Here is a 16,077-nt window from a genome sequence, read left to right as displayed (position 1 = left end):
TGAAGGGTGAGGTCATCAACCACGAAGAACGAGCAAGTCAGTACAATCGAACGCAGTAGGTCACAGGACGAACTAGAGGAACCTGATCCAGAATCGTCGGTGTGAATTGAGGGGTCAGATCCCTTCAGTACAGAAGAGATACTTGTTTTGTGGCCACTGAATTCAGGAACAATCTACAGAGGGAACAAGGCGAGTGGCTCGGGGCTTGACCCGGAGGCGGTTCACAAACAGTACAAGTAGCGAAACCTGCGTTCATGAATAACAGTAGGACAGTGGGAGAAACCACTTCTGTCCGCCTCCAAAATGAGAACATATGACAACCGATTCCGACGAGGGCGTTCGCGTGTGGCTCGTCGAACGGACGTACTCCGACGACGAGCAAAACCTGATTATCCTCACGTACGCCACCGCCGACGGAGAGCGATACTTCCGTAAGGAGCGCGCACTCACTTCTTTCACCGACGTTCGCGACACGACTGCCGCCGTTGACGCCGACTCTGATAACCTCGGCACCGTCAACGATTCCGATCTGCGAGAGCAGTACGCTGCTGAAGCCCAGCGTATGGCAGACATCCACGATCCTGACGATGTTATTTAACCTTCACGAACCGCAACACAAGTTCACAAGACAACTCGTTTTCCCGGATTCCACACCTCATTATTGATTTTGACTTCGCACGGGTCGTGTTAACACGATATTTGCCTATTCGAAGGTCACAATGCATAATCGGACAACGGCAGGGACCCGTTCAACTCTCGGCAGCAACTGCGCTCTCGTCGACGGATTCGTACTTGTCCTCGAACTCCTGGATGAGTTGGCCCATCTTCGCGTACCAGTCGTTTAGCTTGCGTTGCATGTCGTCGGCAATCTGGGACGGATCGGTCGGATAGTAGACGTGATAGTATCCCCCCTGATCGTAGTTGATCTGTTCCTTCTGGATGAATCCCGCTTGGAGCAACCGCTGAATCGATCGGTAGGCGGTCGAGCGTTCGCGGTCAACTCGGTCCGCGACCTCGTCGATCGTCAGTGGCTCGTCACTCTCAACCATTGCCCGGAAACAGTCCTTGTCCAGTTGCTTGAGACCGTGAATACACTCCAGCAACCCTTCACACTCCATGTCCTGCTGGAGTTGTTCTGCCATCGAATTAGCCATTATCCTATTTCGGGATAGGGGCCGCGCTGGTATAAGGGTTGTGTGAATATTGCGCAAGTCTAATAAACGATAATCTCAGCGGTGAAGCCAGACGATTGACTCCAACAGCCGAAATGTGTCGTCGCTGGTTGCCCGGCTATTAGCGTTATTACCACTCACCGGCAAGCACCTCGAGAACCGCGTCTATTTCGGCAGCCGTGTTGACGGCGTGAACCGAGACCCGAATTGCGTTCGGAGACGGAAGCGCTCGGACGATGATCCCTTCGTCATCGAGGCGACTGACGGTTTCGTCGGGTGCATCAACGTCTATCGTTACGAGACCTGACTCGGGGGACGCCGGACTGAGCAGGCGGTTGTTGGGGACGTTCGATGCCAATCGATCAGCGAGGTTCTGGATTCGGCGTTCGATAGTGTCAAGACCGACGTCTGAGACCGTCTGAATGGCCTCCTGCAGCGCGACGTGTGGGGCCGGATTCGCAGACCCGACCTCGAAGCGCCGAGCACCAGCAGCGAAAGTTGGTTCGGCTGCCGTGGGCGTCTCGACGCTTCGGTAACCGACCGCCCGCGGTTCGAGCTTCTCGGCGACGTCGTGATCGACGTACAGGAAGCCGCTCCCCCAGAGACCGAGCAACCACTTGTGCCCGGCAGCGGCAACGATATCTGCATCCCATTCGGCGATGTCCATCGGCAGCTGTCCCGGAACCTGTACGGCGTCGACGAGCGTGAGTACGCCCGCATCGTGCGCGATGTCGACGAGTTCCGATACCGGGAGTTTCGTTCCGTGGGTCCAGGTGACGGCGCTGAACGAGACGAGTCTCGCGTCGGCAACTGCCTCGGTGTATGCCTCGCGATCGAGACGCCCATCGCTGGTCTCGAGGGTCCGGACCTCGACACCCTCCCGCTCGAGGCGTTGCCAGGGGAGGATCCCGGCCGGATGCTCGAGGTCGGTACGAACCACGATATCGCCGGGTTGCCAGTCGATCGCGCCGGCGATTGCGTTGATTCCGGCGGACGTACTCTCTGTAAGGGCGATCTCGTCCGGTTGTGCGCCGATAAACGAAGCGACCTGGTTTCTCGTTTCGTCAAACTCGCCGAACGCCGTTTCGTACGGGTCGCCCACCGCAGGCACGTCGTACTCGTGTCGTTGAACGAACGCCGTTGCAGCCTCGACTACGTACCGCGGACTCGGCCCATGTGCGCCGTAATTCAGATACGTCGCGTCCTGTAGTGTTGGGATATCAGCTCGGAGTTCTGTCGGCGTTAGCATCGAATCAGCCCTGTCGTGGACAACTCCATGTCGAATGGAAAGCGCTGGCCGCACAATAGATTTGGGTTATTTATACAATACAGTGCGGCAAAAACATCTGTGCTGACAGCTACGTCAGCCAACACCCCTAGTACAAAAGTCTGGATAGCGGCTGTAATTCCCATACAACTGCGATTTGTACTACCGGCACTCTCTCGGTACCGGTCGAGTACTGGGAGCTACAGCGATCCTCTTCAGTGTGTTTCCACAGAATTGGGGACAACGCACAACACTATTGTACCCCTCCGTTCAACACAGTATTGCATGTCAACAGAAACATCCCGATCAATGGCGTTCGATTACGAGTGGGAGTACTCTCCGCGGGTAACGGAGCTGTTCGGAGTATTCACGCTCGTCGCGGTTCTCGGCTGGCTCGTCACGGTCATCCTGACGGCAATCCACCTGTTCGCAATCCCTGCAATACCATCCGATGCACCAGTCCAGGGAAGCATCGAAGTGATCACCAGTCAGTGGGCGTACGTCTTGGGCATCCCGCTCGCGACTCTCGGCGGATTCTACTACCTGACGACGATCGGACTCGCACTCTGGTGGTTCGATACGCGCCACCCCCTGATCATCAAGATCCTGACGCCGATCACAGCCAGCGGCGTCGCGTTCTCGGCGTATTTCGTCTACCTGCAACTGGGCGTCATCGGTGAGATCTGCCCGTTCTGTATGGTGTCTGCCGCAGCAACGGTCATCCTGTTCGCTCTCGAGTTGGTGATTCTTCGCCAGAGTACGACGCCGTCGCTGTCCAGCATGGGTAGTGACTTCGGTCGCGTTCTCGAGAAGACGAACTACGCACTCGTCCTCGTCCCAATCCTCATGGGGCTGGTCACCATCGCAGGCCTGTTCATGGTACCCGTGCTCCCGCTACCGGAAATGGTTCCATTCGCCTAAACAGGCAATCCAGTGGCATTCTCCGACGGGAGAGACTCGTTTTTCACACGACTGATCATCACGACGTTCAGCGTCGGCGAACGATTGCCCTCGAGCAGCGACAGGAACGGGGTCGGACGGAGAACGGACGATCAAAGCGTGTCGGTTCCGGGCCGATCACTCGCCGACGTCTCGGCGTGCGAGTGCGTTCGGTAGCCGAGCGTACACCGCTGCCGTCGTCTCGAGTGCGTCGACCGTCGTGTATTCGTCGCAGGCATGGACCGTATCGGTCCCGATGGCGAACTCGACAGTAGGTATCCCAGCGTTGCGGAGTCGCTTCGCATCGCCACCGCCGGTTGCGCTCCGTCGATAGACTCGGCCATCGAGAACTGCAGTCGCTGCAGTCGTCGTTGCGTCCACGAGCGGTGACTCGGGTGCTTCGTACGTTCCAACACTCCAACTGGCGTCGGTGATCGAGACGTCCTTGGCCTCGTGGAGCCACTCCCTGACGTCCTCGAGCACGGCTTCCGTGTCTACCCCTGCAGGAAGCCGAATGTCAAGCTCCGCGCGAGCAAACCGAGGGACGCTATTGACGGTCTCCCCGCCCTCGATCGTACCGAGGTTTACTGTCGGCTGATCGAACAGGCGTCGGGCTGTGTCCTCGTTCATTGACTCTCCGTAGTAGTCGATCGACTCCTCGAGAATCGGGTCGACCGGCGCGGGGACTGTGATGGGATAGTCTGTGAGTCGTGCCCGAATCGTCTCGAGGGCGTCCCAGAGCGCATCAATCGCATTAGTGCCGAGCATCGGCCGTGAACCGTGGGCCGCCTCACCGGTAGCTTCGAGCGTCAACCAGAGGCTACCCTTGTCGGCGACGGTGATCGACGGGGCATTCAGTGGACCGGTCGGTTCGCCGATCACGCAGGCATCGGCCGTGAGTCGGCCTGCATCGAGTACCGCCTGTAATCCGGCGTCGCCGGCCACTTCTTCGTCGCTGACGAACGCGAACGCGAGCGTCACGGGCGGGCGTCGGTCGGCCACGACGTAAGTGCGGGCGAGTTCGAGCATTGCGGCAACTCCGCCTTTCATGTCCGTCGTCCCTCTCCCGTAGAGGCGATTATCGATGCGCTCGCCGAGCGGGTCGTACGACCAGCCGTCGGGATCGTACGGGACCGTATCGAGATGTCCGCTGTAAAGCAGCGTCGTCGATCGTTCGCCGGGGAGCGTCGCAAGCAGGTTCGGTTTCGTCGGATCGGTCGCCACCCGTTCGGTTTCGAGACCGAGGTCGGTGAGTGCCGATTCGATCCAGTCGACGATTTCGCGGGTATCACCTGGCGGGTTCGACGTATCGAAGGAGACGAGGTCGAGCGTCGTTTCAACCAGCCGTTCCCGAGGAATTTCGGGCGGACGTTCGCGACTGGACATGGAGTCAGTCAGAACGCCTCATCTGGCGTCGGTTCGTCGATGGAGTCGTATTTGTCCTCGAACTCCTGGACGAGCTGGCCCATCTTCGCGTACCAGTCATTGAGTTGGCGTCGCATACCAGTCGCAATCTGCTCGGGATCAGTCGGGGAGTAGACGTGATAGTAGCCGCCCTGATCATAGTTGATCTGTTCTTTTTCGAGCAGGCCACGTCCCAGCAACCGCTGGATCGAGCGGTACGCGGTCGAGCGTTCGCGGTCGATCCGGTGTGCAACCTCGTCGATGGTGAGCGGGTCGTTGCTCTCGACCATCACGCGGTAGCAATCCCTGTCGAGTGGTTTGAGCCCGTGTAAGCATTCGAGCAGCCCTTCACAGGCAATATCACGTTCCAGTTGATCGGTTATCGACGACTGCCTAGTCATACTCGAACGTAAGCGGCGCGCTGGCATAAGATTTGTGCGTATCGTACAATACTAGTTTGGCGAGCGACGAGGACGCTGACTGAAGCTTCCAACACAGGCAGTTATTTCGGGTGCGACCGCGATATGAACAGTGTCTGCATCGGTGTATCGGTACGCCTTTCATTTCAGTCGTGTGGGTGGAACCGCTTGACGGCGCGATCGACGGCGTCGGTCTGGCCGAGAAACGTCACACGGTCACCCTCCCGGAGTTCGTGATCGCCTGTCGGAACTTCCGTCGCGCCGTTCCGGTGGGTGAGCAACCCGACGATGACGCCGTCGGGGATTTCCGCGTTGAGATTGGCGATCGTCTTCCCGACGAGGTCCGTCGCCGTCACCTCGATCTCCTGGACGTCGCCGGTGCGGCCGAGTTCGTTCATCCACGCCGACAGCGACGGACGCTCGAGGACGTTCTCGAGCGACCACGCGGTCGCCATCGAGAGGTCGATCGCGTGGACGCCGAGCGATTCGAACGCGTCGACGTTGTCAGGCTGGTTGACCCGAGAGGCGACGCTCTCGACGTCGTATGTCGTCTTCGCGAGCTGGCAGACCAGCAGGTTGACGTCGTCGTCGGGCGTGGTTGCAATGACCGTTTTCGCGTCGTCAGCGCCCGCCTGCTCGAGAACGTCGGCATCGGTGCCGTCGCCCTCAAGCGCGGTGAGACCGCGTTTGCGGGCTTTCTCGACCGCATCGGGGTCGAGATCGATCAGTAGTACGTTCTCTCCGTCCTGTTCGAGCCGTTCTGCGAGAGACAGGCCGACCCGTCCCCCGCCGACGATTATCGTACGCATTGGTGATACCTCGAGGTAGTCCGCGATCTGTCGTGCGAGGCCGGCCTGGAGGACGACCGTCGCGAAGATGATGAGAAAGACGGTCCCGGCGAGCAGTTGAGCCTCCTGTGTCCGGCCGAGTGCCTGCAACTCGACGGCAAACAGCGTCGCGACGCTTGCGGGAATGATTCCGCGCGGGCCGACGGCGCTGAGGAAGAGCCGTTCGTTGTGCGTAAACCGCTCGCTCGTCGTCGAGAGGTAGATAACGGCCGGGCGAAGCACCAGCGTGATCGCGACGACGATGGCGAGGCCGGCCAGCCCGAGCGCGCGGATGTCCGCGAAGTCGATCAACGCCGCCAGCGCGACGAAGATAAACGAGAGGACGACGACCGAGAGGTCGTCGAGAAAGTCGATCACGTCCTCGTGGTAGGGGAGCTCGACGTTCCCGAGGACGAAGCCGGCCATCGCGGCGGCGGCGATACCCGTTTCGCTGGCGATCGTCTCGGCGCCGGCGTAGGCGACGACGACACCGGCGAGGACGATCAACCGTGCGTGCAGCGGTGCCGCGCAGGGTCTGGATCGTGCGCGATCGAGCACCAGCCAGACGACGCCGGCGACGAGCGCGCCGAACACGAGGCCGACGAACAGCCGAATCGCGAAATCACCAACGAGTGCGGCCGGCGTCCCGTTCCCGGCGACGAGGACTTCGAAGACGACGACCACCAGGATCGCCGCGGTGACGTCGTTGATCACGCCCTCGCCCTCGAGGACGCTGGCGACGTGGTCCCGAACGGTGACGACCTGGAGGATCGGCCCGATCACGGTCGGGCCGGTCGCGATCAACAGCGCGCCGACTAACAGGCCGACCTCGAGGCTCGTCTCGAGGAAGACGACGACGGCGGCGGCCGTGCCGAGCCAGGTGATCGCCGCGCCGACGGTGACCAGCCGGGTCAGGGCGGTCGGACTCTCCCGGAGCTTGTCGAGATGGAGGTGGTAGCCACCCTCGAAGAGGATGATCGCGACGCTGACGCCGACCATCGCCGAGAGGCCGCCGCCGAAGGTCTCCCGTGAGACGAGTCCGAGTACCTCGGGCCCGATGGCGATCCCGGCGACGATCAGGAAGAGGACGCTCGGAATCCGTAGTCGATCCGCGAGGACGCGGGAAGCGACGCCGAGGGCGAGTACGAGTGCGACGGTGGCAACGAGCATCATGGCCGGCTGTCGGTGTGGGTATGGGTATGGGTATGGGTATGGGTGTAGGTGTCGCTGTGGGAGTTCCGTTCACGATACAGCGTTAGCAGCGCGCCCAGCGCGGGCAGTTCGAAACGGTACCGTCGAGCTGCCACGGGTATCAGTCACCTCCGTCGGCAGCGGGCTGGACGCCCGCGTCGTCTCCGTCGAACGATTTGACGACCTGATAGAGAATCATCAAGGCGACGGCGAACGACGAGCCGACGAGCAGGAAGACGCTCACCAGATCGAGCGCACCCGTGCCCAGCCAGTTTGCGAGTTCCGAAAGCGCGATACCGGCGCTCGCGAGCACCATCATCAGCCCGAAGTAGACGATCACGTCGTCTTCCTCGACGATCGTCGTCGCTGCGGAGCCGATACGTGCGCCGAGTGCGCTCCCAACCAGCAGCAGGGAGACCACCGTCAGGTCGACGCTGCCGGACATCCCGTAGGTGAACGTTCCGAACGCGCCCGAGAACAGCCCGGCGAACAGGCTGGTCCCGACTGCAGCGGTCAGCGGCGTCCCGATCAGGTAGTAGATCGCGGGCATGCGGATGAAGCCGCCGCCGACCCCGATCAGTCCCGAGACGAGGCCGACGCTCCCGCCGGCGCCCGAAATCGTCCACAGCGACGCCCGGCCACCCGACGTCAGCGAGATCATCGGCGGGACGGTGTACGACTGAATCTTCTGGCCGATCGCCGGTATTTCGTCGTCGACGTCCTCGTCGTCCGCGTCCTCGTCGTCCAGGTTTGCGGCTCGGCGCAGGAACAGCGCTCCGATCCCCGCCAGCAGGACGACGTACGCGACGCCCGTCACGAGGTTGGCGATCCCCAGCGCCTCGAGGCCGAAGACGAGCCGACTGCCGAGTTCGATCCCGATCGAGAGGACGACAAACAGGATCGCGCCGAGTTTGTAGTCGACCTGGCCGACGTCGTAGTGTTTCAGAACGGCGATCACGGAGGTGCCGAAGTAAAACGCCAGTCCACTGCCGATCGCGACGGGGGCAGGGTAGTCGAGGAGCAACAGCGTCGGCGTGATCAGGAAGGAGCCACCCATCCCGAAGAAGCCGAACAGCACCCCGACCATGAAGCCGAAGCTCACGAACAGCGCCAGCAGGGCCGGACTGAGTCCCAGTATCTCCATTGATTAGGCGTCCGTGATAGTTTCGATCAGCGGTGTTGCAACTCGCTCGAGGACGCCATAGCCCGCGTAGAGAGCGATCGCCTGGACGAGAATGACGCCCACGAGGAGCGTCGCCTGTACCGGTGCGGGAAGCGCCACGGATTCGATCATGCGTCCGAGCCTCCGTCGACGTTCGATTGTGTGCGGATCATGGATTTCTGCTCACTATCCTCTACCCGGAGGGCATGTATAACGCTTTTGGGACTCGTGTACAATATTACTGCAGACTATGCGACGGCTATCCAACGAGAATATTCGAGTACGTTATGCGGATATCGGCGGATCGATATCGGCCCGATTTACGCCGGAACAGCGTGTCGCCCGCGTTATGTTTGTCCGCCGCACTCGCTATCGACGCACGTCTTTCAGCTCGTGTGCGTATCAGTGCAACCACTACCCACGATCACGAGAGACTTCGGCTGGCAACCCGGTCAGACGGCACGAAGGCGCGATATAGATGTCTCCGCCGCGATCGGCCGTTCCCTCCGCACCCCACTCTTGGTATTGGGATACCCAAACAATATTATATCGTCGGCGCGTACGACGAGTATGAAAGCGGTACTCGCCACTGACCTCTCGGCCGCCAGCGAGGCAACTATCGAGAACGAGACCTGCCTCGAGTGTCTGGGTCGAATCGGCGTCGACGAGATGCACCTCGTGACGGTCATTCCCTCGAACGTCCACGCGGGCATGCCCGGCATCGATTTCGAAAAGCGCCGTCGAAACGCGATTTCGAACTACGAACGCGTCATCGGGGACGCGGGATTCGACGTCGAGACGCACGTTGTTCGCGGGACACCCCATCGGCGGATCCGGGGCATCGCCGAGACGATTGGCGCGAGTCTCACGGTCGTCGGCTCGCGCGGAAAGAGCCCGCTCGAGAACCGCGTTATCGGCTCGACGGCGCGCAACCTTGCGCGAACGACCGAAACGCCGCTGCTCGTCAACCGAATCGAGCGCGAGGCCGACGACCCGGCCGTCGTCAGACAACACCTCTTCCAGCGCATGCTGTACGCGACGGACTTCTCCGAGAACGCCGAGCGCGCGTTCGAGACGTTCTCGTATCTCCGTCACGCGACCCAGGAGGCGACACTCGTCCACGTCGAGACGCCGAAGGATCCGGGACTCGCGGAAGACACAGACCCCGAAGGACGGCTGGCGGAGCTAGCCGACCAGCTCGAGGCGTGGGACATCGAGACGCGAATCGAGGTTCGACAGGGCGACCCCGCCGACGAAATCCTCGCCGTCGAAGACGCCGTCGATCCGACGACGATCCTCGTCGGCTCGCGTGGTCACAGTCGGCTTCGGAGACTGCTGCTGGGCAGCGTCTCCGAGGATCTCGTCGCTCGAGCGAACGGGAACGTGATGCTCGTCCCGCCGCGGATGTAGTACCGACGCGGGCTTCGATTCCAGTCACTGCCACTCGATCTCCCGATCACTCGAGGTCTCGAGCGTGCCAGGCCGCGACGGTCCGAGTGAGTGCGACGAGTGCCGTATAGGCCCCGTCAGTGTCGGCGTCCGCGACGTGTCGGTGGAACGCGTCGAGCCACCCGAGCCGAGAGAGTGTCTTCTGCTGGAGCGACCGGAACTGTGCGGCGCGGTCGTCGTCGCCGGATTCGAGCGCCTGTGTCGCCGCTCGCGCAGTCGCCTCGAGAAACGCCAATTGTGCGGCGACGTGGTCGGGGAAGTCCCCGCGGTCGGGCCGGAATCCCGCGCGCTCGTACAGCGATGCCATCGTCGACGCAGGGTCGCCGAGCAGTTCGCCGGCCGTACCCTCCTCGTGGAACGGCGAGTCGGATTCGAACGACTCCGAGGGGTCGTCGCGGTGTGCGGAGGCCATCGGCGGCACGTACCGCGGTCCCGGGACGACGAACAGGTTATCGAAGGCAATCGATAACGCCTCCTCGTCGACATCCTCGCGATCGAGGGGAGCCGCGTCGACCCCGACCGGGAGCGTCGCCGCGACGTCGACGAGCGAGCCGTCGCGCATCGCTGCCGCGAGGACGTCTGTCTCGCCGTCGAGGGCCGCTGCAAGCAGCCCGTACAGGTCGGCACGAGCGTCGGCGACCGCCGCAGCGGTCGGTGTGTCGGTCGTGCTCATCGATCGGTCACCCGTTCGAGCTCCACGTAGGCTGCGAACTGTGCGTTGCTCCCGCCGACGGGGTCGCTCAGCCCGACGTCGCCGAGTTCGGCGTCGAGCGGCTGAACGTGGTTGACCGCGAAGCCGGCGTCACGGCCCGTGGCGTAGCCACCTGTATCCTCGCCGGGCGTGTTAGACGTGTGGTCGGCATGACCGTCCCCTTCGGTCGCAGCCGGCGTCCGCTCGCCATCGACCTCAGTGTCGGTCGCACCGCCGCCTTGACGGCCGAAGCCCCAGGCAGTGCCGACGACGCCGGGCCGGATCCCGCCCGTAACGCGGACAGTCGCCTCGACGGATCGGCGGCCAGCGTCGAGCCGGACGCGGTCCCCGTTCTCGAGACCGCGCTCGTCGGCGTCCGCGGGGTTGATCCAGACCGCGTTTTCGCCTTTCGTTTCCCGGAGCCACGCTGAGCCCGTCGTGCGGTGCATCCCCTGGGTGCGGGGCTTCCAGTTGGTCAACTGGAGCGGCCGCTCGGGGTCGTCGTCGCTCGTGACCGGTACCTGCACCTCGCCGTTGTAGTGGACGACGTCCTCGACGCGAGGGAGTGGATCGAACCGCTCGCCGTCGTAGGCGTGGCGGCCGGTCGGGGCGACCTCGTCGTAGAAGTTGACCCGCGTGCCGAGCTGATAGCGCAGGTGGTCGCCGTCGTAGGCGTTCGTCTCGGGGTGGCGACCGGCGTAGTCGTAGTCGTGCCCGCGCTCGGCGAAGGCCGCTTCGTAGCCGTCGATCGGCTCCTCGAACCGGCCGCCGCGGTTGAGCACGGTGACGGCCTTGCGCCACTCCTCGTCGGTCACCGCCCCGCGCCAGTCCTCGAGGTCGAAGTGCTCGCCCAGCCCCTTCTCGCGGGCCGTCCGGAACAGCTCGAGTTCCTCGTCGTCGGCGTCGGGCACGGGCTCGCGGTCGTAGGCGATGTTGGTCGCGAGCTTGACGTAGAAGTCCTCGGAGCTGTCGAGCGACCACAGGTCGCCGTCGGCGTCCGGAATCGCGTCCTCACCGACGCCCGGCAGGTCCAGCTCTTTCCAGATGTCGATCAACACCTCCTCGAACGGCCGCGCGTCGGGGACGACCTTGATCGTCGGCTGGCTGATCTTCTCGTCGGCCAGACGCTTGTTCGGATACGTGCCGAAGTTCTCCCAGCGCTCGAGGTAGGTCGGCTCCGGGAGGACGTAGTCGGCGTAGCGGCTCATCTCGCCCAGCACGGTGTCGGAGGAGACGATCAGGCCGATCGCGTCCTCGTCTTCGAGCACCTCGGGGATCTTGTCGCCCCCGGCCGCAGCCATGATGTGGTTGTTCGAGTACGGCCGGATGAACAACGCCTCGACGCCGTAGGGGTACTCGTCGGCCGCGCTGCCGTACAGCTCCTGGGTTGCCATCGGCGGCGCGACGGGGAACCACGGTCGCTTCGCGGGGTAGCCGTCGTCGCGCTCGAACAGCGAGGTGTCCTCGTAGTTGACGCCACCACGCAGGATCGGGATTCCCCACGGCTCGTGGCCGTCAGGGACCTGTCCGAGCTCGTATCGGCCACTCATCGTCTCGTAGCCGGCGTAGGGCGAGATCTGCCCGCCCTTCCAGTCGTAGTTGCCGATCAGGTGCTGCAGCGTCGAGATCGCGCGCGTGGTGTAGAACCCGTTCGTGTGCTTGCTCGGCCCGCGGTAGGCCATGATCGCCGCGCGCTTGCCGTGGCTGGTGAACTCGTCGGCGAGTTCGTCGATCAGGTCGACGTCGACGCCGGCCATCTCGGCGTACTCCTCGAGGCTATACTCGAAGACGCGTTCGCGGTACAGCGTCCAGACGCTCGCGACCTCCCGTCCGTCGACCGTGATCTCGACGTCGAGGACGGCCTCCTCGACCTCGTCAGCGGGCGCCGGCTCGCCGGTGTCGGCATCGATGACGACGAACGACTCCGGGTCGTCCGCCTCGAGGCCCAGATCCGCCGCGCGGGCCTTGGGACGGTCGTCCTCGTCGACGAGGACGAGGTGGGTCGCGTCGCTCCAGGTCGGCTCGTCGTCGTCGGCTGCGGCGTCCTCGCCGGGATTGCGGAGGTACTCCTCGTCGTACCGTTCGTGCTCGACGATCCAGCGGGCCATCCCGAGTGCGAGCGCGGCGTCAGCGCCGGGTTTGACCGGCACCCACGTGTCGGCCTTCTCGGCCGTCTTCGAGAGCCGAGGATCGACGACGTCCATCCGCATCCCATCCTGGATCGCGTTCGTGAGCTTCGGAGCGAGCCACGTCGGCCCCTTGTTCGCGACCATCGGGTTGGTCCCCCAGACGAGCAGGTACTCGCAGTTCTCGACGTCGGGGTACTGCCGTTGTTTCTGGCCGTCGTGGGAGCGGTTGAAGCCGACGACGCCGGAGACGCCGCAGGTGCCGGCGTGGTGGATGCTGTTGGTCGAGCCCAGCCCCTGATGCCAGAGCCGATTCCGGATGAAGTTGCGCCGGAAGCCGCCGACGTCGACGATCTGGTTGGCCTTCGGACCCAGGTCCGGGTGGTCGGTATCGATCAGGACGTCCTCGTAGCGCTCGTCGAACGCCTCGTGGCTCAACTCGCCCTCCTGGACGGCCTCCCAGTCGTCCATCACCTCGTCTTCGGGCGCGTAGCCCCACATATCGCGGAGGCCGTCGTGCCCGAGTTCGTCGTCGCCGTCGACGATCTCCTCGATGGCCTGCTCCCAGGAGATGGTCTTCCACTCGTCGCTCCCCCGTGGACCGACGCGTTTCATCGGTTTTCGCACCCGGTAGGTGTCGAAGGCCGTCTGGATGCCGGCCTGGCCCTTCAGGCAGATCCGGCCGCCCGAGAGCGACCACTTGCTGACGTCGACCTCGCCTGTCCCCTCGAGGTCGCCCGTCGCGACCTGTTCGGGATCGCTGCCGTAGGGCACCTGTGCGTACGGCTGGGTGTTGAGGAACGAGTACGGGTTGCCCGCGAGTTTACGCACGAGCGAACTGTACTCGCCACTGCCGCTGTCGTCGGCCAGCCGAACCTTGATCGGACAGAACGTGTTACACTGCCCGCAGGTCGTGTGGATGACGTCCGAACCTTCGTACTCGCCGTACTCGGTGCCAACGCCGTTGCCGTCGCCGCCAAACCAGTCGACATCGAGGAGGGTGCTCGCGATGCCGCCCGAGAGCGAGAGCGCCCCCATGCCGCCGACTGCCTTGACGAAGTCTCGTCGCTCGATAGCCGCTTCTCCGTCCGCGTCTGGCGTGTCCGTGTCCGTCTCCGGATTCGTTTCAGTCGTATTCGTATCAGTCATGATCCTCACCTCGTGGAACGAGTGGCAGCAGCTCCGTACCGATCGTGTACAGCAGGACGCCGAAGGCGATCACGCCGATCGAGAGCAGCCACTCCGGCGTCGAGGGGACGTAATATCCCATCGATAGTCCCTCGAGCGCGGGCTCGAGCTGGGCCGGAACGACGATGTTGAACCGCGTTCCGACGACGCCCAGCACGACGCTCGCACCCGCGGCGGCGACGACCGTTGGCTTCCGTCGCCACTCGCTGCGGTGGAGCAAGACGAGCGGGACGATCCATCCCATCCCGACCATCACGATCCAGAACGACCACCACATCTCGCCGGTCATGATCGTCAGCCACGCCTGAACCTCGCCCGGATGGAGGCTGTAGAGCCCGATGAACGCCTCGAGTACCTTCAGCGAGGCGTCGAGGGCGATGAAACCGGCGAGCAACGTGGCCATGCGCTCGAGCAGGGCCGGATCGAGGGCCCGATGGGAGAGCCGCGCCCGGACCACGTACAGCAACGCGACCAGCGCCATTCCGCTGACGACCGCCGAGGTGATGAAGATCACCGGGAACAGCGCACTGAACCAGTACTCTCGAGCGGCGGCGACGGCGAACAGGTTGCCGGTGCCGCCGTGAACGAAGATGATCGCGAGTGGGATCCCCAGAATACCTAGTCGCTTGAGCCACGTTCGATCGGTCTCGATCGCGTCGTCGCTCGTCTCCGTCCGCCCGAGCGTGAGCAGGCCGGCGAGCCGTCCCGTCAGACCGTCTGCGTCGTCGCTCGTCTCGACGAGGTCCCGTCGCATCGAGAAGTACAGCTCGCCCGCGAGGACGCCGATGTAGAGCAGGTACGCGTGGACCTCCCACGAGAGGACCGACAGCGGCTGGCGCCAGGCGAAGACGTGCCAGAGCCGTTCCATTCGGCCGATGTCGATCAGCACGAACGTGAGCGCAACGATCATCGAGACGATCGCGACGAACAGCGCCTCACGTTCGATCTCGTGCATTCCCTCGACCTCGAAGACGTTCGAGAGCGTGCTCACGAGGAACGCGCCCGCCGAGAGGCCGACGAAGTAGATGTAGAAGGCGATCCACGCGCCCCACGGCACCGAACTCGAGAGGTTCGTCGACTGGAGGCCCTCGGTCAGCCGGAGATAGCCGCCGTACGATCCGACTGCCATTACGCCGATCAGGAGGACGTACCAGGCGATCCGGAGGCGCCCTCGTCCCAGCCTGCCCGTCAGGGTGTGTGTTTTCGTCGACATGGTCACTTGAGGTAGTAGACGTTCGGGTCGGTGCCCTCCTTCTCCTTGAGCTGGAACGCTCGGGAGGAAGACGCCAGTTCGTTCACCTCGCTGTCCGTATCCTCGAGGTTGCCCATGTAGCGGGCGTCACCGACGCAGGTCTCGACACAGGCCGGTTCCTCGCCGCGCTCTAAGCGGTGGTGACAGAAGTTACATTTGCGGACGTTGCCGACCGGCGACTCGCCGTCCTCGCGCGGCCCGCGGTCCATTCCGTACTCGGGGCTGGTTACCGCTCCCTCCTCTGTGAACTCGCCGTCGTAGTTCTCTCCGAAGTCGAAGTAGCGTGCGTCGTACGGACAGGCGACCATGCAGTACCGACAGCCGATACACCGATCGTAGTCGATGTTGACGACGCCGTTGTCCATCTTGTAGGTCGCGCTGACCGGACACACCTGCACGCAGGGCGGGTTCTCACACTGCATACACGGGCGCGGAACGTTCGTCCGCGTGACGTTCGGGAATTCCCCCTCCTCGCGCTCTAACACGACGTTGTAGGAGACGCCCGGCGGCGTCCGGTTCTCGGCTTTGCACGCGACCGTACACGACTCACAGCCGATGCACTTCTGGAGGTCGATGACCATTCCCCAGCGCGTGTCGTCCTCGTCGTCCGTCTCTCCCTTCCTGTCCGACTCCTCGAGCCCTTCTGCGATGCTCGCCATCGTCCCCACCGAGCAGCCGAGCGACTCGGCGGTCTCGTCGCCGATCGTCCCCTCGGCGCAGTCGACGGCCGGGTTCGGCGTCTCACGGTAGGCGTCGCCGAACTCCGCGGCCGCCTCCGCGTCGTACTTCGTCCAGTAGGCCTCGCTCGAGAGTTCGCCGTTGCTGACCTTGCGTGCGTCCTCGGCCATCTTGACGCCCAGGTCGGTCCGATACGTCGTCTTCGCGAGTTCGTCCCGCGGATCGGTCGCTTCGACGTCGACCATCGCGTCGTACGTCTCGGCATCCGACCCTGTCTCCGGAACACCCGGCATCGGTCCATCGGCGCTCATC

14 protein-coding genes are annotated in these 16,077 nt (G+C 63.3%); 3 read left to right on the top strand and 11 right to left on the bottom strand.

What is annotated here, in order from left to right; translation table 11 throughout:
- The first annotated feature begins 313 nt into the window (after nt 1-313).
- Nucleotides 314-598, top strand: coding sequence for a hypothetical protein (locus tag CV102_RS17460; protein WP_148859274.1), 285 nt, complete (start codon nt 314-316; stop codon nt 596-598).
- Between the two features lie 151 nt (nt 599-749).
- Here CV102_RS17460 and CV102_RS17455 read toward each other — a convergent pair whose 3' ends face one another.
- On the bottom strand, nt 750-1,154 hold the full coding sequence (locus CV102_RS17455; protein ID WP_148859273.1) for a helix-turn-helix domain-containing protein: 405 nt from the start codon (nt 1,152-1,154) through the stop codon (nt 750-752).
- 148 nt (nt 1,155-1,302) lie between these two features.
- The gene (locus CV102_RS17450) at nt 1,303-2,421 is read right to left on the bottom strand and encodes an aminotransferase class V-fold PLP-dependent enzyme (protein ID WP_148859272.1); all 1,119 of its coding nucleotides are present in this window, start codon (nt 2,419-2,421) and stop codon (nt 1,303-1,305) included.
- 303 nt (nt 2,422-2,724) lie between these two features.
- Between CV102_RS17450 and CV102_RS17445 the strand changes: the two genes are divergently transcribed.
- Nucleotides 2,725-3,360, top strand: coding sequence for a vitamin K epoxide reductase family protein (locus tag CV102_RS17445; RefSeq protein WP_187433021.1), 636 nt, complete (start codon nt 2,725-2,727; stop codon nt 3,358-3,360).
- Between the two features lie 156 nt (nt 3,361-3,516).
- On the opposite strand, the gene CV102_RS17440 is transcribed toward CV102_RS17445, so the two are convergent.
- The 5 genes from CV102_RS17440 to CV102_RS26095 form a co-directional block, all read right to left on the bottom strand.
- Entirely contained in the window at nt 3,517-4,764 is a 1,248-nt protein-coding gene (locus CV102_RS17440; protein ID WP_148859271.1) for a M20 family metallopeptidase, read from the bottom strand.
- Between the two features lie 8 nt (nt 4,765-4,772).
- Nucleotides 4,773-5,183 (bottom strand): helix-turn-helix domain-containing protein, encoded by a 411-nt coding sequence (locus CV102_RS17435; RefSeq protein WP_124190019.1) that lies wholly within the window; start codon nt 5,181-5,183, stop codon nt 4,773-4,775.
- Nucleotides 5,184-5,347: 164 nt separating this feature from the next.
- Nucleotides 5,348-7,198 (bottom strand): cation:proton antiporter domain-containing protein, encoded by a 1,851-nt coding sequence (locus CV102_RS17430; RefSeq protein ID WP_148859320.1) that lies wholly within the window; start codon nt 7,196-7,198, stop codon nt 5,348-5,350.
- A 142-nt stretch (nt 7,199-7,340) separates the two neighbouring features.
- A complete protein-coding gene (locus CV102_RS17425; RefSeq protein ID WP_148859270.1) occupies nt 7,341-8,363 on the bottom strand; it encodes a sulfite exporter TauE/SafE family protein in 1,023 nt (340 codons plus the stop codon).
- Nucleotides 8,364-8,366: 3 nt separating this feature from the next.
- Nucleotides 8,367-8,513 carry a DUF7512 family protein gene (locus tag CV102_RS26095; RefSeq protein ID WP_187433020.1) on the bottom strand — a complete coding sequence of 49 codons (147 nt, stop codon included), beginning with the start codon at nt 8,511-8,513 and terminating at the stop codon, nt 8,367-8,369.
- Between the two features lie 438 nt (nt 8,514-8,951).
- On the opposite strand from CV102_RS26095, the gene CV102_RS17420 reads away from it, so the two are divergent.
- Complete coding sequence (locus CV102_RS17420) at nt 8,952-9,791, top strand: universal stress protein (protein WP_148859269.1); 840 nt, start codon at nt 8,952-8,954, stop codon at nt 9,789-9,791.
- A gap of 46 nt (nt 9,792-9,837) precedes the next feature.
- Here CV102_RS17420 and CV102_RS17415 read toward each other — a convergent pair whose 3' ends face one another.
- From CV102_RS17415 to CV102_RS17400, 4 genes are read right to left on the bottom strand one after another with little or no spacing between them, the layout of a single operon-like run.
- Entirely contained in the window at nt 9,838-10,503 is a 666-nt protein-coding gene (locus CV102_RS17415; protein ID WP_148859268.1) for a molecular chaperone TorD family protein, read from the bottom strand.
- Entirely contained in the window at nt 10,500-13,796 is a 3,297-nt protein-coding gene (locus CV102_RS17410; RefSeq protein WP_148859267.1) for a molybdopterin-dependent oxidoreductase, read from the bottom strand. Before CV102_RS17410 ends, CV102_RS17415 begins: the two co-directional genes overlap by 4 nt.
- Nucleotides 13,789-15,048, bottom strand: coding sequence for an NrfD/PsrC family molybdoenzyme membrane anchor subunit (gene nrfD / locus CV102_RS17405; protein ID WP_187433019.1), 1,260 nt, complete (start codon nt 15,046-15,048; stop codon nt 13,789-13,791). Before nrfD ends, CV102_RS17410 begins: the two co-directional genes overlap by 8 nt.
- A 2-nt stretch (nt 15,049-15,050) precedes the next feature.
- Entirely contained in the window at nt 15,051-16,076 is a 1,026-nt protein-coding gene (locus CV102_RS17400) for a 4Fe-4S dicluster domain-containing protein (RefSeq protein WP_148859266.1), read from the bottom strand.
- Between the last annotated feature and the right edge of the window lies 1 nt (nt 16,077).

Origin of the sequence: Natronococcus pandeyae (assembly GCF_008122205.1) — an archaeon.
Classification (GTDB): domain Archaea; phylum Halobacteriota; class Halobacteria; order Halobacteriales; family Natrialbaceae; genus Natronococcus; species Natronococcus pandeyae.
The sequence above is the reverse complement of the archived record's forward strand: the minus strand, read 5'-3'. Positions and strand labels throughout refer to the sequence as shown.